19 protein-coding genes and 1 pseudogene are annotated in these 20,557 nt (G+C 32.5%); 9 read left to right on the top strand and 11 right to left on the bottom strand.

The annotated features are described in order from the left end of the window. Positions 1–277 precede the first annotated feature (277 nt). The gene (locus tag KA878_RS08310) at positions 278–1,273 is read left to right on the top strand and encodes an acrylyl-CoA reductase family protein (protein WP_193839019.1); all 996 of its coding nucleotides are present in this window, start codon (positions 278–280) and stop codon (positions 1,271–1,273) included. Between the two features lie 56 nt (positions 1,274–1,329). On the opposite strand, the gene KA878_RS08305 is transcribed toward KA878_RS08310, so the two are convergent. The 8 genes and pseudogenes from KA878_RS08305 to KA878_RS08270 all read right to left on the bottom strand — a co-directional run bounded on the left by KA878_RS08305 (position 1,330) and on the right by KA878_RS08270 (position 9,234). Then, positions 1,330–1,731, bottom strand: coding sequence for a GNAT family N-acetyltransferase (locus KA878_RS08305; protein WP_075108086.1), 402 nt, complete (start codon positions 1,729–1,731; stop codon positions 1,330–1,332). Between the two features lie 21 nt (positions 1,732–1,752). Further along, entirely contained in the window at positions 1,753–2,784 is a 1,032-nt protein-coding gene (locus KA878_RS08300) for an NAD(P)/FAD-dependent oxidoreductase (RefSeq protein WP_193839018.1), read from the bottom strand. Positions 2,785–2,980: 196 nt separating this feature from the next. Then, positions 2,981–3,397 carry a DUF2871 domain-containing protein gene (locus KA878_RS08295; protein WP_075108088.1) on the bottom strand — a complete coding sequence of 139 codons (417 nt, stop codon included), beginning with the start codon at positions 3,395–3,397 and terminating at the stop codon, positions 2,981–2,983. 207 nt (positions 3,398–3,604) lie between these two features. Then, complete coding sequence (locus KA878_RS08290) at positions 3,605–4,216, bottom strand: YcnI family protein (RefSeq protein WP_053028664.1); 612 nt, start codon at positions 4,214–4,216, stop codon at positions 3,605–3,607. 14 nt (positions 4,217–4,230) lie between these two features. Continuing rightward, a complete protein-coding gene (locus KA878_RS08285) occupies positions 4,231–5,478 on the bottom strand; it encodes a copper resistance protein CopC (protein WP_075108089.1) in 1,248 nt (415 codons plus the stop codon). 417 nt (positions 5,479–5,895) lie between these two features. Continuing rightward, positions 5,896–7,251, bottom strand: coding sequence for an MATE family efflux transporter (locus KA878_RS08280; protein WP_193839017.1), 1,356 nt, complete (start codon positions 7,249–7,251; stop codon positions 5,896–5,898). 112 nt (positions 7,252–7,363) lie between these two features. Then, the gene (locus KA878_RS08275) at positions 7,364–7,792 is read right to left on the bottom strand and encodes a MarR family winged helix-turn-helix transcriptional regulator (RefSeq protein WP_053028667.1); all 429 of its coding nucleotides are present in this window, start codon (positions 7,790–7,792) and stop codon (positions 7,364–7,366) included. A gap of 159 nt (positions 7,793–7,951) precedes the next feature. After that, positions 7,952–9,234: pseudogene (locus tag KA878_RS08270) on the bottom strand (YhgE/Pip domain-containing protein). A gap of 165 nt (positions 9,235–9,399) precedes the next feature. On the opposite strand from KA878_RS08270, the gene KA878_RS08265 reads away from it, so the two are divergent. Beyond that, positions 9,400–10,014: a TetR/AcrR family transcriptional regulator gene (locus tag KA878_RS08265; RefSeq protein ID WP_002487365.1), complete on the top strand. Its 615-nt coding sequence runs from the start codon at positions 9,400–9,402 to the stop codon at positions 10,012–10,014. 31 nt (positions 10,015–10,045) lie between these two features. Further along, a complete protein-coding gene (locus tag KA878_RS08260; RefSeq protein WP_075108091.1) occupies positions 10,046–10,987 on the top strand; it encodes a magnesium transporter CorA family protein in 942 nt (313 codons plus the stop codon). 47 nt (positions 10,988–11,034) lie between these two features. Here KA878_RS08260 and KA878_RS08255 read toward each other — a convergent pair whose 3' ends face one another. Continuing rightward, a complete protein-coding gene (locus tag KA878_RS08255; protein WP_075108092.1) occupies positions 11,035–12,477 on the bottom strand; it encodes a sucrose-specific PTS transporter subunit IIBC in 1,443 nt (480 codons plus the stop codon). A 180-nt stretch (positions 12,478–12,657) separates the two neighbouring features. On the opposite strand from KA878_RS08255, the gene KA878_RS08250 reads away from it, so the two are divergent. The 4 genes from KA878_RS08250 (at position 12,658) to KA878_RS08235 (ending at position 17,218) form a co-directional block, all read left to right on the top strand. Continuing rightward, positions 12,658–13,035, top strand: a complete 378-nt coding sequence (locus tag KA878_RS08250) for a YbgA family protein (RefSeq protein ID WP_193839015.1) — start codon at positions 12,658–12,660, stop codon at positions 13,033–13,035. 1,023 nt (positions 13,036–14,058) lie between these two features. Further along, entirely contained in the window at positions 14,059–16,164 is a 2,106-nt protein-coding gene (rsp, locus tag KA878_RS08245; protein WP_193839014.1) for an AraC family transcriptional regulator Rsp, read from the top strand. 67 nt (positions 16,165–16,231) lie between these two features. Next, complete coding sequence (locus tag KA878_RS08240; protein WP_193839013.1) at positions 16,232–16,654, top strand: pyridoxamine 5'-phosphate oxidase family protein; 423 nt, start codon at positions 16,232–16,234, stop codon at positions 16,652–16,654. Between the two features lie 210 nt (positions 16,655–16,864). Then, entirely contained in the window at positions 16,865–17,218 is a 354-nt protein-coding gene (locus tag KA878_RS08235; protein ID WP_053028691.1) for a DUF4889 domain-containing protein, read from the top strand. A gap of 154 nt (positions 17,219–17,372) precedes the next feature. On the opposite strand, the gene KA878_RS08230 is transcribed toward KA878_RS08235, so the two are convergent. After that, positions 17,373–18,650 carry a cation:dicarboxylate symporter family transporter gene (locus tag KA878_RS08230; protein WP_193839012.1) on the bottom strand — a complete coding sequence of 426 codons (1,278 nt, stop codon included), beginning with the start codon at positions 18,648–18,650 and terminating at the stop codon, positions 17,373–17,375. Between the two features lie 162 nt (positions 18,651–18,812). Further along, complete coding sequence (locus KA878_RS08225; protein ID WP_193839011.1) at positions 18,813–19,172, bottom strand: DUF3139 domain-containing protein; 360 nt, start codon at positions 19,170–19,172, stop codon at positions 18,813–18,815. 280 nt (positions 19,173–19,452) lie between these two features. Between KA878_RS08225 and KA878_RS08220 the strand changes: the two genes are divergently transcribed. Next, on the top strand, positions 19,453–19,896 hold the full coding sequence (locus tag KA878_RS08220) for a MarR family winged helix-turn-helix transcriptional regulator (RefSeq protein WP_075108098.1): 444 nt from the start codon (positions 19,453–19,455) through the stop codon (positions 19,894–19,896). 223 nt (positions 19,897–20,119) lie between these two features. Then, positions 20,120–20,536, top strand: coding sequence for an Hsp20/alpha crystallin family protein (locus tag KA878_RS08215; RefSeq protein WP_075108099.1), 417 nt, complete (start codon positions 20,120–20,122; stop codon positions 20,534–20,536). Positions 20,537–20,557: the final 21 nt, after the last annotated feature.

Here is a 20,557-nt window from a genome sequence, read left to right as displayed (position 1 = left end):
TAACCTTACGCTATATTTAACACCAACTCACAATCATGGTTATAACGTCTTTTATATTCATATAAACACTTTTAATTTTCAATTGATAATCATTATCAAATTTATTATAGGTTTACCCCTTTGATGTGTCAACAACAATTCAAATACAATTTTAACTTAAAATTTTTTTATCTTTTTAAATTATTCATCTTTACTCATTTAACTAAGAGAAAGTATAGAACAATTGAGATGCGGGTATTATATACTTACGAAGTTTAATATAAAGGAGTCACATAATATGAAAGAACAATTTAAAGCTTTTATAGTAGATAAAACTGAAGATGGAAGTGTGAAACCTGACTTTACTCAAATAACTATGGATGATTTACCAGAAGGTGACGTCTTAATCAAAGTTCATTATTCTGGAATTAATTATAAGGATGCCTTAGCTACAACAGATCATAATCACATTCTAAAATCATACCCGATGGTACCTGGTATCGATTTAGCAGGCGTTGTAGTTAAATCAGAGGATCCAACGATTGATGAAGGCGAAGAAGTGATTGTTACAAGCTATGATTTAGGTGTCAATCATTATGGTGGTTTCAGTGAATATGCACGTGTAAAATCGGATTGGGTCGTTCAATTACCTGACAATCTGTCGTTAGAAGAGGCTATGATTTATGGTACAGCAGGTTATACAGCTGGATTAGCAATTGAGAAATTAGAAAAAGCTGGTTTTATGACATTAGAAGGCGGTAAAGTCCTTGTACGTGGGGCATCTGGTGGTGTTGGTGCATTAGCTGTTCTGATGTTATCTAATTTAGGATATCATGTTGTTGCTAGTACTGGTAATAAACATGCAGTAGATAAATTAGAAACCTTGGGGGCAAATGAGATTATTGATCGTATTACACAAAATGATGATAAGCCACTTGGTTCTAGAACTTGGCAAGCTGCCATTGATCCAATCGGCGGAAATGGTACACCTTACGTCACAAATCGTATCAATAATAATGGTGGTGTCGCATTGATTGGGTTAACCGGTGGTGTGTCATTTGATGCAACTGTTTATCCATTTATTTTGAGGGGTGTCAGCCTTGTCGGAATTGATTCTGTATTTACACCTATGAAACTCCGCGAGCGTGTTTGGAGACGTTTAGCGACGGACTTAAAATCGAATCAACTACATGATATTAAGCAAATCATCACATTTTCAGAATTACCAGAAGCGATTGAAACCGTATTAAATCATGACAATTTTGGTCGTATTATCATCGATTTTAATGCATAATAAACAAGCACTAGGACAATCAAGTATGATTTGATTCGTCCTAGTGCTTGTTATAGTTAAAATACGATATACATACCACCTGATTTTGGCTCTGTGGATGTAAACCCAAATTTTTTATAGAGTTGATCGGCTGGGTAATCCGCAATCAAACTCACGTAAGTCCCCTTTTCAGCGACGGAATGTAAATATGACATAATTTGCTCTAATATGATTCTGCCACAACCTTGGCCTTGATAGTCTGGATCAACGGCTATATCTACAATTTGAAATGCCGTTCCACCATCACCAATGACTCTGCCCATGCCTATCAGTTGTTGGTCATCATAAATGGTAATATTAAAACAACTATTAGGTAATCCTTTGCGCGCTGCAGCTATTGACTTTGGGCTCATACCTGCCTTAACTCTTAAATGACAATACGCCTCAGCTTCTGGTGCTTCATGAGAATATCTAATCATCGTAATCCCCCTTGGTTAATTTTATAAATATTGTTTAATAACAGCCTTATTAGATTCTTTAAATACGTCATTATGACTTGAAACATATCCTTCTTTGTATGCATCAGGGTCAATATACGTTTTAGCTAGATTCGCTGCATTTCCAGCATCACTAAAAGCACTTGCGATAAGATGCACTTTAGCATCATGGTGTACGATATCGCCACAAGCAAAGATGCCAGGAATACTCGTTGTTGTATTACCAAATCCTTTAACACGATAGTCATCATATAAATCAAGTTTAGATGTACAATCTGTTAATAGTGGATTCTCATGATCAAAGCCATGACTAATAATAACGTCGTCAAACGCTCGAGTGATTACTTCACCAGTCTCACTATTCTCAAGTGTCACTTCCTTGATACATTCACATTGATTGTCACCAATTAACGCTTTAATTTGTGTTTTAGGCATTAATGTCACATTTAATGATTCAAGGACTTGAATCATCACTTCGTACCCTTTAATATCTGACTTTCTATAAACTAATGTAATTGAATTGGCGATATTTGCTAAATCTCTTGCCCAGTCTAAAGCCGTGTTACCACCACCAGAAATCAATATATCTTTACCTTTAAATTTAGAAAATGATTGAACAACATAATGTAAATTCGTTAAACGATATCGTTCAGCATCTTTAATTTGAAGTGGTTTTGGATTAATTATGCCACCACCAACTGCAAATATGACAGATTTTGATTCATAGATGTGTCCACGATCTGTTTCAACTTCAAAATGTCGTTCGGCTATTTTACGTATATCTGTGACACGTTCGTTTAAATTCACTTTAGGGTTAAAATGTAATCCTTGGTCGATCAAGTCTTTAATAATCTCAAAGCATGGTTTCGGAGCGACGCCACCAATATCCCAAATAATCTTTTCTGGATAGATTTGCATTTTACCACCTAGTTTATCTTGCACGTCAATGATTCGCACTGACATACCTCTTAGTCCCGCATAGAAACTTGCAAATAACCCAGCAGGTCCGCCTCCAATAATTGTTACATCTTGCATCATTTATCCTCCCAAGATTGTGTCCCTTTTCAAATGATAATAATTATCATTATTTTGCCTATATTATACAATATGTGCATATATTATTGAAGAAAATCATATTTTCAAATCATCGTAACAATACTTTATTTATAAAAAAGACTTTCCATACATAACACTCACGTGCTATTAATATGAAAAGTCTCCCTATTATCAATTAATCTCTTGGTTCTTTTATAGCTGCTTGTCGAATTAAGAAAAATAATAATAATAATCCGGCTAGCATACCTGTATGACCGATACCGGCAAACCCAGCAAATGCTTCCGGGGAAAAGCTTTTTCCTAATACTTGGAAAGTGCCTTTCGTTACCATCATACCAATCGTTACAATGACACTGATGTTATAAACATAGTAGAACCAGTTAAATAAGTAATAACTACTTAATTTGAATACCTTCTCTAGGGGTATAAGAATTAAAAACATAAACATACCTAAAATAAGTGTATGCGTATGTACAATAGATAATTGTGTATCGCCCGTAAAATCATGTGCTTTTGTCAACTCTCTATAGTAGAACCCACTAATGAGCCCTAAAATCATGTAGACTAAAAACGCATATAATAATCGTCGCATAAATAATGCCTCCCTCACACTAATATTATAATTTATTATCGTTAACTTTAAAGTGACAATATATGCAATATTGCGTTACATCATTGTCATTGCAGTAGCGTTTAGGGAGTTGGACTAGAACAGACAAATTATAAAGTAACGCGCTTAAGTGTTAAGTTAATTACTTTATATTGACTAAGTATCCTTTTGTCCTTGACTCACTTAACATTATTTATTTCTTGAATGTTTAAATAGTGCTACTAATGATAATATAATGGCAATAATTGAAACGATCCATAAAGCAATTGAACCACCTGAAGATTGTTGTGCACTAGCAGTATCTTGTGATTTTTCATCTTTCGTTTCTACTGCATTAGCGTTCTTTTTAACTTCTAACGTTGGTGCTGGGTGTTCACTATCTTCTTTACCAGTCCATTTGACTTTATCATCATTATCATAGGTTTGAATAGCTTTGAATTCATACTTGCCTTCATCTTTAGGGCTAGCTACAACAATTGGGAAATCCATAAATTCATCAGGTCCAATCCCTTTACCTTTAGCTGTCCAAGTAATTTTAGTGATATTACCTTTTTTATCTTTATCTATTTTGTGTTTATAACCATCCACTGGTTGAATATTAACAACTTGTACTTCTTTTGGAACTTCTAATTCCACTTTTTCAGTATGATCTTTTTGTTCTACTGGTACTCTTACATCTACTTTTTCATAGGATTCAGGATCCACTGCTTTAGGATTCAAAGTGACGTGTGCGTCTGCTACTTTAAAGAAACCTAGTGCAAAAAAGAGTATGAAACTTGTCGCTAATAATTTTTTAATCATCTTTTTTCTCCTTTTTATGGAATACTAATTTGGCTCATAATTACGCCGATCAAAATAAGCACAATACCAATTACAACTTCTATAATAAGTGAAGATTTATTGACTCTATGACGTTTGTTAAGTGCACGTGTTGTTTGCAATAATCCTAGTATCATCATGATTAACGTACCAATGACTTTAACTAATAAGAATACCGTCCACGTTTGCATGTTTGTCCAAATTGATAAAATATTTGTTTGATCAATAGACATTAACACGCCTGAAATAATGATAATCCCTACTGCTGCAGCATTAACTTTAAACAATATTTCACGTAATAAATCTACAGCGTCTTTCTTACGTGTAAATACTGAAATTAATAAATAACATAGTGCGCCTAACCATAAACTGATACCTGTTAAATGAAGCGTTCTAAGTATAATTGACCATAATGGCACACTTTGTGACCATGCATGACCTGACATACTCATTGCTAAAATCATAGCAATAGAAATCATCCAATACCATGATTTCTCCATATTTCTTAAGACGAATAAGCCACTTAATACGATTAACGCAATGGCACTTAATATATATGGAAATTGCGTTATCACGCTAGGTTGAAGTGATAATATGTCATCTAGTACATCTGAAGATAATGTCATTAAGTAGAGTATAAGCGACATTAAATAGGCCATCATCATGATTAAAGATACTGCAATATGTCTAGGAAAAACATCAAATGTTGATAAATTATTACGACGTGCAATACCATTCAACCAATATAGCCCTACAAGTATGATTGTTGCACCTTCCGCTATGTATCTAAATAGACCAAACCAGAAATCAGGTGTTTCATAAAAGGCTGGAGATGTATCGACACCACTTGCTGTCTTTTCACCTACTGAAAATTCAAATCGATCGCTAATCTCATGCCCATCAGCGGATACGGTATGCCATTCTATTTGCTGTGTACCATGTTGAACTTTATCAGTTGGAAATGAGAGCGTTTTGGAATGTCCCGTTGTAGTAGGATCTATATCGCCTACTTTATCCCCTTTATCATTGTATAATGTGATTCCCGAATATTCAGCATTCACTGGCTCATTAAATGTTAACTCTATAGCATCAGGTTGCTTTGATATCACCCCATTTTGTGGTGGTGTTGTTTTTTCCAAAGTTGCATGCGCAGATGCGACATTTTGAAGTGTTGGAATTAACAATAATAAAAACATCATTACCAATGCCAAAGCTACTTTAGAACTTCGTTGTAAATTCACCATTGCCATCCTCCCATAAAATTTTGCTCATCCATTTATGATAAAATAATGTGTGCTATTTAACAATAATTATTCTAATTTGTCACTTTTTATCCAAAAATAAAAACTGGCAGTAGTTGGGACATAAATAACATAGTGATGCTATTTGGGAAATTCGCAGTAGCTGACTGAACTGAAAAGGCGCTTAAAGCAAACTTTTCTCACTTCCAGTTATCCTTGCTTACGAGGCCCCAGCAAAGAGAATGTCACTAAGAAATGCTACAAGAAAAGCAAGATGGGAGGGGACGACGAATTTTAAAAGCATTCTGTCCCACTCCCTCCTTATTACTAGACTTCTATTAACTCAAATTTCAAGCTCAATCTTCATTATAAATCGTTTTATGCGCTTGAATTTATATTGTTAATCTTTTAGTCATTTTATTAAGCTTCAATTAAAGATGCTGTATCAACTGTTAAGCGATTTCTTAAGGCATACACAATAAACATTGCTAACAAAGCACAAACTGTTTCAGCGATTAATAACGACCAAATGACACCAGCTAATCCAAATAAACTATTTAAAACAAATAGAACTGGAATAATAACTGTCCCTTGTGCGATAGCCATAATCGTAGCACCGCGACCCTGTCCTGTAGCTTGCAACATACCTGTAAATAAGAAACCAATACCATTTAGAAGTAATGATGTCATAGTAACTTTTAAGATAAATGTAGCTAAGACGACAATTTGTGGGTCTGTACTGAACAATTGAACGATGGTATGACCAGCTAAAAGAACGACAGTCATACAAATGGCAAATATAACTGCAATAGACATGATGACTACTTTAATTGTATCTTTCATTCTAGTTTTATTCGCTACGAAATTGTACGCGATAAGAGGGACAACACCTTCAGAAAGCCCCATAATAATTAATTCAGGAAATTGAACGAGTCTAAATGAGATACCGTAACTTGCGATGGCATAGTTACCATACGTTGCCAAGAATAAATTCACGACCAAACCTGTTACGCCCATCAAGACAACCATTAAGAATGCAGGTATACCAATTTTAAATATTTCTTGCATTATCGCTTTAGTCGGTTTGGCATGTTTAATATTAAGTGATAACGTTTCATTTTTTCTAGAAAAGTAAACAATGAAAAAGATTGCTGCGACCACGTTTGAAATAGCAGTACCTAATGCTGCACCGACGACATCTAAATGTAATCCAAAAATCAAAATCGGATCTAAGATGATATTTATGCCAACACTTGAAAGCATACCAATCATCGAAATAATTGGTTTACCGATTGCTCTAGCAAATTGCTCTAAAACAAAAAATAAAATAACAAACGGTGTACTTAAAAATTCAATTTTTAAATAGTCACTCGTATAGTTCAACGTTTCACCACTGGCACCAAGTATACTCGCAATTTGGTCCGTAAATGGTAGCGTTATGATAGCAATAACAAGTCCCAATACCAAACTACTATATATTGAGAAGCTACTTACATAATGACTTTTAGTGTAATCTTTCGCACCAAGTAAACGTGATATGTAAGTCCCGCCTCCTACACCAAATAAATTACCAAATGCCATGAGTACTGCAAATATAGGTAATGTTAAAGATATCGCTGAAATCATGTGACTATTATCTAAAAAGCCAATAAAGTATACATTTAAGATTCCGTAAATCACACTTAATAATGAGCCTATCATCATCGGTAATGAGAAATGCATCATTGCTTTAAATATAGATGCTTTCTCAAAGTAAAATAATTGTTCGTCTTTCATTTCCATAATCTCCTTATATTAGATATCTAATAATTAGATATCTAACTATATTGTCAAAATAATTGCTAGCTGCTATTCCAACATTACTTTAAATTACAGCTAGCTTTAATAATCAATTTTCTGTTTTAATATTATTCAGCATGCGTTCAAATAAGCTTTTAAGTTGTTGCTTTTCATTCTCATCAAAATCTTTGACAAGTATACTTTCAATATCGTCGAAGATGCTGACAAAAGATTCAACCAGTTGCGTTCCTTCTTTAGTTAATTTCAAATTCTTACGTCTGGAATCCTCAGGATCTACCATCCTATAAATAAGTCCTTTATTCTCCAGACCTTTAAGTATTGAACTTACCGTTGACCCTTTTCGTTTAAATGTCTTTAATAATTCATTTTGTGTTATGCCTTGGTCTTTATGTCTGTATATATAACCTAACGTATGACTTTGTTCTTGTGTAACATTATACTCATCTAGTTTCCGATCAGCGTAATGTTTCATCTCATGCGCCAACATTCTGACTAAATATTGATAGGTAGCCTCCATCGTCTCACTCCATTTCGTTAGATGTCTAACGAATATAATACGCCGATTCTTATAATAGTCAACCGATATATTAAAGTTTGAATTTTCAGTTTATTTTATTTTCAAAAAAGCCTCAAATTTAACACGTTCATGCCAAATTTGAGGCAAATAACTACAGTCCTATGATGGAATTTCAGTACGTTTATTACTATGTTTTCTTACGATAGCAGCAGTTAAACTAGAAACTGCACCAAAAATAATAAATCCTATCATCATCCACATCGTTGCATTCATTTCAATATGACTACCCATGTAGATAATTTCTCTAAGGGTATTTGTATAATGTGTGAATGGATCAATTTTATAAACCCAACCTTGATATGCTTTAGGTAGCATTTCTTTAGGTAATGTGACTAATTGCATACTAAAGAACATTAAAATGACAAAGATTGGAATAGATTTCATTCCTAACCAGACCATAATACCTAGAATTAATCCGATAAATCCAAGTATTGAAATAGCTAAGAAGAGTGCTACTCGGTTTGTATGATTAAAATCGAATCCTAATACACCATGCATGAAGTACACATAAGCGAAACTTGCAGCAAATGCTGTGATTACAGCTAATAACATTTGGCCTAATGACGCAATAATTCTGTGTTGAATTTTAAAGTTATTACTTGTTCTGAAAGCAAAGAATAATAATACAGATGTTACAAGTGATCCCATCCATACTGGCATGAACATTAAGAACGGTGCATTACCGCCACCTTGATGGTCTTTAACTTTATTCAACTCTTGATTATCCACTTTAACAGGGTTAGTGATACCTTTAATGTCTGATGCGCTCACTTTTATATCTTGTTTTTCTAATGTGCTAAGACTTTGTGATGTAATTTGTTTATTCAAATTATCACCCATGCCATCAAGCACATTACCAGTAATCGTAGCTGCTTGCATGCTTGCCTTGCACCTTTATTTACAATCGTTTTAAATGTTGCTTGTTTCACATCAACTTTTTGGTTACCCATTTTTTGTTGCATTTGTTGAACGGCAGCTGCAGGGATTTCACCTGATTCAACTTTTTCTTTCATTTCTGCCTTTTTACTATCCATCACTACTTTTTGTGTTTTACTCATTGCATTTTTAGAAAAGTCTTTATTAAAAATAGCTACCCCATAGTATTTTTCATCTTTAAGACCTTTTTTAATATCTGATTCTTTATCAACTTTAACCCATTTAACTGTATCAGAATCACTATCCATTAATTTATCTTCAATTTTTTTCCCGATATTTACTTTATTACCTTGAATGTCTACACCTTTATCATTGTTTAAAACGGCTATTGGCAATTGTTTTGGTTTTGGATTAAACGCTGGATAAAATGCCAAAGAGAAAATAACTAATAATAATATCGCTGCAATAGGTGCAAGCCATAATAGTTTACTTTTAAAAATATTCATGAAATCTAACCTCCTACAATTTATTGAACAATGTGTTGAATATTTAATACTTTGTAAATTATAATGAGATAGTCAAAAATAAACAATAATCAATTATTCAAATACTGTGTGTTATTGAACAGATTGTACATTTTTGTCTATTTATTATTAGGAGGTCGATATTTTATGAAAGAAGATAGGAGAATACGAAAGACGAAGTCAGCTATTAAGCGTGCTTTTACTGACCTTTTAAAGCGTAAAGACCTCGACAAAATTACTGTTCAAGATATTTCTGATCAAGCAGATATTAATCGTGGTACATTTTACTTACATTATGAAGATAAATACATGTTATTAACCGATATGGAAGATGAATGTATATCCCAAATTTGGACATCGACTCAATTTAATCAACTCGATATTAGTTCACCAGAAAATACCGCTGAAGATTTTATAAATAATGTTTTGACTAAGGTATTACAACATATCTCTGATAACATGGAGTTTTATCATACGATTCTTCAGCTAGAACGTAAAAGTAGACTTGAAGAAAAAATTCATTCCTTAATGAAAGAAAATATGCAAAAATATATTAGTATTAATCATGAGATTGATGGTATTCCTGAAATGTATTTTCATAGTTATGTTTCAGGTGCTACCATTTCAATTATCAAATATTGGGTACAGGATGATCATCGACTCTCTGTAAATGAGTTAACCAAACATATTTTTAATATCATTTATAATGGGCCGCTACGTATTATGATCCAAAATCATTATGAACGTACTCAATCCAACTGAGACTAAATGAATATGAAAGGAATCATTAACCATGCTAACTGCATATAAACATTCAACAAACAATGACATCGTTGAAACGACTTTAGACCACTCTGCATCATGGATTAATGTTGTAGAACCTGATAGAGAAGAAATTGAACAATTAATAGAAACGTATAACGTACCTGAAGATTTTATCCGAGATCCATTAGATGCGGATGAAAGTGCACGTATCGAATATGATGATGACACAGGTTACTCACTTATCATTATTGACTTACCCATCGTCAGTTCAACCAATCGTCGTGTCTTATCATTCGTTACCATTCCATTAGGTATTGTTATTGGAAAAGGACTCATTTTAACAATCTGTGATGCTGAAAATGAATTTTTAGAAAATTATGCGCGACAAGATAATGTGAATTTAAATTTCCATAGTCGTTTTGCATTGGATATCTTATTAACAATTTCAAACCACTACAACAGAAATTTACGACTCTTAAATAAATCGCGAATCCGAATTGAACGTGAGTTAAAAAATAATATTACAAATAAACAATTATATAAATTAATGGAAGTTGAAAAAAGTTTGGTTTACTTCCTTGCCGCTTTAAAAGGTAATGACACTATCATTAAAAAATTGTTCCGATTACCTGCCATCAAACGCTTTGATGAAGACGAAGATTTATTGGAAGATTTAGTGATTGAGAACAACCAAGCGATTGAAACGACAGAATTATATACGGGAATTCTGGAGAGTATCACAACGTCATATTCTTCATTATTATCAAACGAAATGAATAATATTATGAAGACACTGACGCTCTTTACAGTATTACTCACTTTACCAACACTTGTCTTTAGTTTCTTCGGGATGAATGTCCCACTTCCACTCGATGAAAAAAGCTATACATCATGGCTATTTATTGTAGGTATTTCACTTATACTTGTTACAATTGTGAGTATCTTCTTATGGCGAAAACAAAAATTATAACAACAAAAAACCGGTCTTCTGACACATTCAGAAGACCGGATTGTTATCTATTCAGCGGTAGCTCGATAAGCGTTTCGTCGAGATAAAATAAATGTTATCGCTACAGATACGATAAAGGCAATCAGCATACCAACAAAGTAATGTAACCACCCTGCGTGTGCTGGATTAATTGAAATAAACCCTGGTAATCCTGCTGTACCTAAAGCGATGGCTTTAACTTTAAAGAATGAAATATAAGCCGAGCCAATAGCAGAACCAATAATTGCGCCAATAAATGGATATCTTAATTTAAGATTCACACCAAACATCGCTGGTTCTGTAATTCCTAACAATGCTGAAACACCTGCTGCTGAGGCAACACCTTTTAACTTTTTATTATTTTTAATGATGATAAATGCTGCGAGTGCCGCACCACCTTGTGCCACGTTAGACATGGTTGCGATTGGGAAGATAAATGATCCGCCTGTTTTCGCTTGATCAGCAATTAACGTTGTCTCTACAGCAATAAAACTATGATGCATACCTGTAATAACAATTGGTGCATAGAATAGACCAAAGATAAATCCACCAATGGCACCACCAAAGTCATATAACCATGTTAAGCCATCTGATAACCAATACCCAAGTTGTCTAGTTATTGGACCTACAAATAAAAATGTTAGAAAGGCTGTTACTAATATAGATAATAATGGTGTTAATAAATTATCTAATACTGTAGGAATCACCTTTCGTAAGCCTTTTTCAATCGTAGCTAAAATGTAGGCAGCGACCAACATTGGTAATACTTGTCCTTGATAACCAACTTGATTAATATGTAGACCAAACAAGTCCCAATGTGGAATGGCTTTACCCGCTTCTACAGCTTTAGGAAAATCATAAGCACTCATTAATGATGGATGTACTAGAATCATACCTAGTGCTGCACCCAAGAAAGGGTTACCTCCGAAGCGTTTCGCTGCACTAAATCCAATTAGTATAGGTAACAGCGTAAACGGTGCATTCGCAAAAATATTAATCATATCTGCTAAGCCAGCAAATTGACTATGAACATCTATCAACGATTGATGATCATAAAAGAGATCAGGTGCAGTTAATATATTGTTAATCCCCATTAATAACCCACCAGCTACAATGGCTGGAATAATAGGAACAAAAATATCTGAGAGCATCTTCACGAATCGCTGTAATGGATTCATATTTTGCGTTGATTTATCTTTTACATCTGACGTTGTTGAAGCTTCTTTACCTGTTATACGTTCAAGTTCATTAAACACCTTATTAACCGTACCCGAGCCAATAATAATTTGGTATTGACCACCTGTTGAGAATGTTCCTTTAACAACATCCATGTTTGATAAAGCATCTTCATCTACCTTACTTTCATCGTTGAGCACAAGTCTTAATCTTGTAGCGCAGTGCGCCATTGCATCTAAATTGTCTTCACCGCCTATAGCCTCAAGAATATCTTCAGCTGACTTTTTATAGTTCATTACTTTCCCTCCTATTGAATGGAACCGGTTCTATTTATTAATTTAATTGTAACCGGTTCCAAAAAATAACGCAATACGCTTTTTTATTTTCACCATTTGTTCATATTTAAGGTTCATGATATAAACTTTCGGGAACGAAATAAATGACGATACAACATTTAGTAAGCGAGGCGATATTTGATGAAAGAACGTGGCTATATCGAAAAATTATGGCGCGAAGAAAAATATAATGTGTTATACCACAGTCAACAACATTATAATGCTATTCGCGAACTGCTTAAACAGTCCCCTACTTTACCAGACGTTCAGCAGGCAATTGATGACGCACTTAACACAACACCATCACATGGAACGATGATAAATGCGTATGATCATATGTGGGGATATTTCAAACATAAAGCAAATGACCTTGAAAAAGAGCGCGCAGCCAAGCTTAAAGCTGATTTTAATCAAGGCATCATTCAGAGCACTGATTTGTTAATATTTTTAAAACATTTAGCCGATAAATATCATGTGTCCTACTTACAAAATAGTACACTTCTTAATATAGAAGCATAGCGAATCATGTTGAGATTGACTTGCGTTACATAGCATTTCAAACTTTTTATCAATACCGTTAACTAGGCATGTTCATCTGTCATTCCAGCTATAGTTCAAAACACGTTTGTTGTGTTCTTAATTCTATAAAAAAAGTTGAGACGACGTAAATGTTGTCCCAACTTTTTTTAAATTAATTCTGTTTTTCTGCAAAATATTATTCTTGATGGTTTCACTTATAATTAAATCTGTATATTTAAGGAAAATAGATATAAAAACTGTTGCTTATGCATTAGTGATTTAGTAATTGGGGGGAGTTAGGCTCCTTAATAATATACACTAGCATGCTACTGCTAATACCTGTGCTAATGACACATATACATTTCTTATTCTATGATGTATCAATCTAAGCTGTGATGTCTGACTGTTATTTCACTTATTCGTGCTCATATTCGGTCTTGTTGTTTAATCGTGTTGTTCATGAGCAAAACTTCTATATGACCTATAAAGTTATAATAAACTTCAATTGTGTAGGATGGAAATTTCATGATGTTATGTCTTAACGTCATATAGAAGTGATAAGTTTAAGTTATTGATTGTATATGCATCATTAACATGAATGTGATGGCAGATTTTAATCTCAATCATTTAATTATAGGCTTATCTTGATGTATCAATATTTTATGTTGTGATGTCATGATGTTGATACAGAATTAATAAATATAGGATTTCGTAATTATTAACTAAATCAATGAGAATGGTATTTAATTAAAGCTATCGCGAAATCTATATATAGTATGCCTTAAATTAAGTTGTTCTACGCTATTAAAATTTTCCAAATAAGCGACGCTATATTTTCAATTTTTTAATTAAGTTGCTTCTAAGAGAAAATTTTTACCGCTTTCACAAGATAGTAGCGAAATTTTTTTATTTTTAGTTATTAATTTTTTCTTACTTTTAATTTATAATTACTTTTATTATTCACAATTCAATTGAGCCGTATTGTTTAGCACATAAATATAAAAAGCTAGGAGAACAACAAATATGAGTAATTCCCTTCGATTACATGAACATTTAACAACCGCCCCTTTACGTAATATTAATTATGTGATTTTATATTTTTCTTTGACAAATGAATTGACGATGACCATCAATGGTAGCAAGATGGAAATCCATAATCATATTGCCATCGTCAACCAAGGGGATTTATATAATATTAATCATGCTAATGATTTAATTGAGTTAAAGATACCTATCGCTTATTTCTATATAGAAGATAACGATTTCTTTAACTGTTATTTTGATCGGCATTTATTACAGTCAAATCATTTTATAAAATCTCAAATTTTGCAATGTGTTTCTAATTATTCAAACGAAGAAGCACAAGATAGTGAGACAATGTCTAAAATTATCCGCACATTATATAAGGAAGCTGTAGTGAGAAATGCAACATTATATGTACCAACCATGTCCATCGATAATCAATTATTATCTAACATCGTTCTATATATTAATGACAACATTACATCTCATTTATCTCTAATCGATATCGCACAACATGCACTGATTTCAGAATCGTATTGTTCTAATCTATTTGCGCGCATGTTGAATGTCAATTTCAAAGATTATTATACGAGTTTAAAAATTAATCAATCCGTCCGTTTATTAATGACAACGAATCATTCCATTACAACCATTTCTGAAATGTCAGGGTTTAGTAGCCACACCAATTTCACTAACCAATTTAAAAAACACCTTGATGTGAGTCCTAAGCAATTTCGTACAAAGTTAAATCAATTAGAACCATTACCTTCAATCGCAATACGTAGTTCAGTCAGTCAATCATTTTTAAATTTAATTTCACAATTTGAATTTACCGATTACTTAACGACAGAAACAACACAAATTAATATGGCCCATTATAATCCGAAAGACCAAACTCAATTTTCTACTGCTTTTATTGATTTTCAAAACATCAATGAACTCTTTCAATTTGTATTTAATGATTACTTTGATATTGATTTATCCTATTTACCTAGACCAGCCATCTTAATTAATGATGTTAGTGACATGGTAGGCCGGCATACAAATTTAAATTTATTAAATCGTTGCTTTGAAAAATTATTCGAAAAAAATATTAGACTGGCAGTAACAATTAAAAACAATCAAGAATTTAAGATGATATATCAATTGATTATGATTTTCTTACAAAATAACCGAGATTATAAATGGAATAAAAAATTAGTGAAATTTATGCTTGTATTTGATACTGAAACAATGTCTGTCCATGATATTCACCTTGCACACCTTAAACTTAAAAATAAAAACCGCGCTATCAAATTTAGTTTGATGGTGGACGGTTTGTTAAGACAAACAGGTTCATTACAAGAAACCTATGATATTATGCACCGTATGAATTTTGATTTTTATTTTGTAGATATTGAAAATATCGATACCAAAAATGTGTTAATTGATAAACAACAAGGCTTCACTCATTCATCTACACACTTCGAAAATTATTTACGTTTCATAGAAGGATCGAATATACCTTCCACACAATTTATTTATAGTAATTTATCATTGAAATGTTTCAAATACACCAATAATGGTACACAGTCACTTCAATTATCAGATATCGTTTGTCATTTGTATCAATTAATGAGACATGGTGGCGGCGTGTGTTACAAATTAATAGAAACTGACCCAATGTATATTTCCTTATTTAATAATCATGGAAGTCTGCTACCCATCATGCATTTATATCGTTTTGTCGCGACATTTAGTAATGAGTCATTTCAAATAGCAAAAAATTATTTAATGTGCTATAAAGATGGTGATTATCATTTGATACTTTTCAACAAAATTAATGATCGCTATTTATCAGATAGTCAACAGCATTATATTTTTGAAAATGATTTTAAAGAAAATACACTCTTCATAGTCAATACACTTAATAATGAACACGGCTCAATACAACATTTAATTCCTCAGGATAAACGCGATGTGTATATTGAGAAAGATATCATTCAACAACTAGACCAATGCAACCATCCTAAAACAGAATTATTAATTCAAGAAAAGGATTACGCAACATTTCAAGTAACACTTAAACATGACGAAGTTAAATATATTTGTATTAAACCTTCATAGTATTCACGTTGATATGAGTTTAGACATATGTCATTTAGGATATATGTAAACTAAGGAGATGATGATTGTGGAACAACAACAAGCGATTCAAGCAATTGAAAAAGTGTTAGACACTTCTAAAGTTGGTGTATTGTCTACTGCTTACAACAATAAACCAAACAGTCGTTACATGGTCTTTTATAATGACGAATTGACTTTATATACGAAAACAAGTACTGAAAGCACTAAAGTTGAAGAGATTAAACATAATCCTAGCGCATATATTTTATTAGGTTACAATGAAACAACAAACAATAGTTTTGTTGAAATAGAAGCCAATATCGAAGTCGTAGAAGATCAAAAAGTGATTGACTGGTTATGGGAAACACAAGATAAGACTTTCTTTGATTCAAAAGAAGACCCTAAATTATGTGTACTTAAAGTCATTCCTAAAACGATAACATTAATGAACGATGACGATGTCGATACGCCTGTAACGATTACTGTGTAATTTAAAAAGTGTATTATGAATTTGAGCGTGGGACGATGAATTCCAAAATGAATTCCGTTCCACTCTTTTTTGTCAATTTTATTAATTCAACATCTTTGTGTCATTGATATGATTCATTGCGTGTTCAATTTAATATCGTTTATTATTTTATTGCAATTTAATACTATTTTTTGTATAAAAGAGATAGAACTTTTTAAAGGAGTCTATAACATGAAAAATAAAAAAGGTTTAGGTATTGGTATTGCACTGATTGCTATCATGCTTATTGTATGTATTGTTCTAGTGGTCATGATGATGACGGGTGGTCAAAAAGAAACCTATTATGGTTATATGAAGAATGATCATACAATTGATAAAATGGTCAATGAACAAACTGAAAAAGTTGAAAAGAATATCGAATTACCTTCTGATAGCAAAGCGAATGTCAAAAAAGGTGACTTTGTATTTTTAGTTAAAGAAAAAGGATCAGACAAATTCTCAAGAGTATCTAAAGTCGATCATGATGATGTACCACATGGATTAATGATGAAAATTCATGAAATGCATGATATGAAAGGTATGTAAATGGTCATAGATGACTGCCAATGAAGCCCATTGCTTCGTTGGCAGTTTTTTTATGCAATAGTTGTGCTCCAATACAAATCATTGATGTTTTCAAGTAGAACAAAAAAAGTACCGAACGCATTCGCTCGGTACAAAAAATGTCAGATTTCTTTTTTTAAATTGATTGTAAATACTTTTTACCTTGTTCTTTATCATAAACCTTTTCCCATTTAGAGATAACAATAGCAGATAATGCATTACCTACTACGTTTACACATGTACGAACCATGTCTAATAAACGGTCTACACCGATAATTAATGCAAGACCTTGTGCTGGTAAGCCCATCGCACCTAATGTCGTTAATAATACTACGATTGAAACGCCTGGTACCCCAGCCATACCTTTAGAGGCAACCATCAACGTTACCATTAAGATAATTTGCTCTGAAATCGATAAATGGATGCCATACATTTGTGCAACGAATAACGCTGCGATAGATTGGTATAGCGCTGATCCATCAAGGTTAAATGAGTAACCAATTGGAATGACGAAAGATGTGACATCTTTAGGTGCCCCGAACCTTTCCATTTTCTTCATCATAACTGGTAATACTGCTTCTGAACTAGAAGTAGAGAATGCTAATAATAATTCATCTTTCAAAATTTTAATAATTGAGAAGATACTTATACCGCACATTCTTGCTACAATACCAAGAACGATGATAACAAAGAATACCATTGCGAACACAACTACAAGTACTAATTTTAATAACGGAATTAAAGCGGCTGCTCCAAACGTCATTACTGTTGTACAAATAAATGCAAATACACCAATTGGTGCTAATTTTAAAATTTTATTAATCATCCAGAAAACTGCTTCAAGTGTTCCGTTTAAGAAACCTTTTACAGGATCTGCTTTTTCACCTATTGCAGCTAATCCTAAACCAAAGAATACTGCGAAGAAGATGATTGGTAATAATTCACCTTTAGTTAATGCTTCAAATATGTTTGTTGGTACAATGTTTACAATGGTATCAATAAAGTGATTGCCATATGTAGATTGTTCTGCAGCTGATGCAGATGATTGATATTTAGAAATATCGCCTTTAGGTAATTTCGTTGGATCTAAACCAGCACCTGGTTTGAATAAATTACCAATAACAAGTCCTAAAGCAATTGCGATTGTCGTTATAATTTCAAAGTAAAGAATTGCTTTCCATCCATAGCTACCTATCTTCTTTGAATCCCCTAAGTTAGAAATAGATAATGCTAAAGCACAGAATACAATTGGGATGATGATCATTTTAATTAAATTTAAGAAAACGTCACCGAAAGGTTTAATATAATTTGCTACGTTATCTTGGCCAAATAATAATAAACCTACAACTACACCTAGTACCAATGCGATGATAACTTGCATCGGCAAACTAATTTTTCTCTTGAACAGAGCCATGTTGGAACCCCCTTCATCTGACATCGCTTAATTATATCAGATAATTATAAATTGGGATATAAATTTTTTAATAGCGCACGCTACCATACACGTATCCAATAGCACAAAAAAACTGTACATAGACAATAAAATAACGTCTAAATACAGTTTTATAATCAAATGCTATGGTTTAAAATTTTGATCGAAATCATTATATTTCGCATCTTTCATACTTTTTTTAGTTTCAGTATCAAAGCCCTCTGCAAAGATACCTTTACGCGTACCAATTGGTTGAATGACATAAGTCATATGTGGTTCATCTTTAAATACAACTTCTTTGTAATAAACACCTTTTTTGGCACTATAAAGTGTCTCCTCTGATTTAATTTTATCAGTTAAATTCCTTTGCTCTAAATAACTATCAACCGTTTTAATGTTTCTGTGGCCTTGATATGTTTTCATTGCAAAAAAGAAAGCGACTGCTACTACTAATGAAATAGCTAAAATAATACAAATTCTAATCCATTTTTGTTTTTTACTCATTTTGAAACTCCTTTGCACACAACCTAGTCTCAACATATTTAATCACTATCTAAATTATTATGAATGATAGTTTGAAAATTTTAAAGTATTTTTATATTTCTGTAACAAAATAGCCTAACAATTTATCTCTAATTCAAAATAAATCTACACTTACACCCTTTATGTAGATGTACTTTAAAATAACGTTTAAATGACTTGAAAAGTCCATAGAATACTATGATAACGGGCTTGACAATACTTTTAGTTCATACTATCTTTAAATAAGTTAAGGGGGAAATATATGTATGTAAAGGATAGTTATTTAAGTAATCAATTATGTTTTTTATTATATGTTACTTCTAAAGAAGTCATAAAAAAATATACTCACTATTTAAAAAAGCATGATTTAACATATACAAGCTTTATGGTCATCATGGCTATCGAAAATGATGAAAAAATAAATATTAAATCACTTGGACGTCGTGTCTTTTTAGATTCTGGAACACTTACACCTCTCTTAAAGAAATTAGAGAAAAAAGGCTATGTACAACGTATGCGTGAAAAAGAAGATGAACGAAATCTTCAAATTACCCTCACTGAAAATGGTATTAATATTAAACCAACGTTGGAAGCTATCTCTGACCAAGTCTTTGATGATTTTGATATTACACATGAAGAAAACGAAGAACTCGTTAATAGCTTAAAACATGTAATTTCAAAAAACTTCGATTATACAACTAACTAATATTTAATCATGGCAAAAGCATGAACTACTGATTTATCGCAATGACTAGGCTTTATACATAATAGAACTTTTGCCATGTATTTCTTATTCCACACCACTATCTTCTTCTCCTGTTCTATAATACCTTTCGCTTTACGTTAATCGTCTCTATTACTATAATGTACTTTAAAAGTAGCATTTTACAACTATACTATGCTTACTTAAATAAAGGAGAGACAATCGTATGAATAATAGAGATTTTTTCGATCAATCCATTTTTAAAAATAACCCAAAAGATGTATTTCGTGATTTAGGAGAACAAGTATTCAATCAATTTTCATCAAAAAGTTTCCCAACAAATATTTATAATCAATCAAGCCAATATGTATTAGAAGCTGAATTACCAGGCGTTAATAAATCAGAAATTGAACTTAAATTTGAGCATTCTGCACTAACGATTAAAGTACAAAAGCATGTATCAGAACAAACAGGTAGCGTCCAATTAAATGAGCGTGCAAGTGGTGAGCTAGTCAGACATTTCGAATTTAATGATATTGATAAATCACAAATTAAAGCAAGCTATGAAGATGGCATTTTAGTCGTTACTTTACCTAAAGAAGTAAGTGCACAAGATCAGACGACTACCATTACAGTAGAATAATCACTGATACAGTAATATTAA

The organism is Staphylococcus sp. GDY8P57P, assembly GCF_017892585.1.
Taxonomy (GTDB): domain Bacteria; phylum Bacillota; class Bacilli; order Staphylococcales; family Staphylococcaceae; genus Staphylococcus; species Staphylococcus borealis.
Note: the sequence above shows the minus strand (reverse complement) of the source record. Positions and strands in the feature narration are given on the sequence as shown.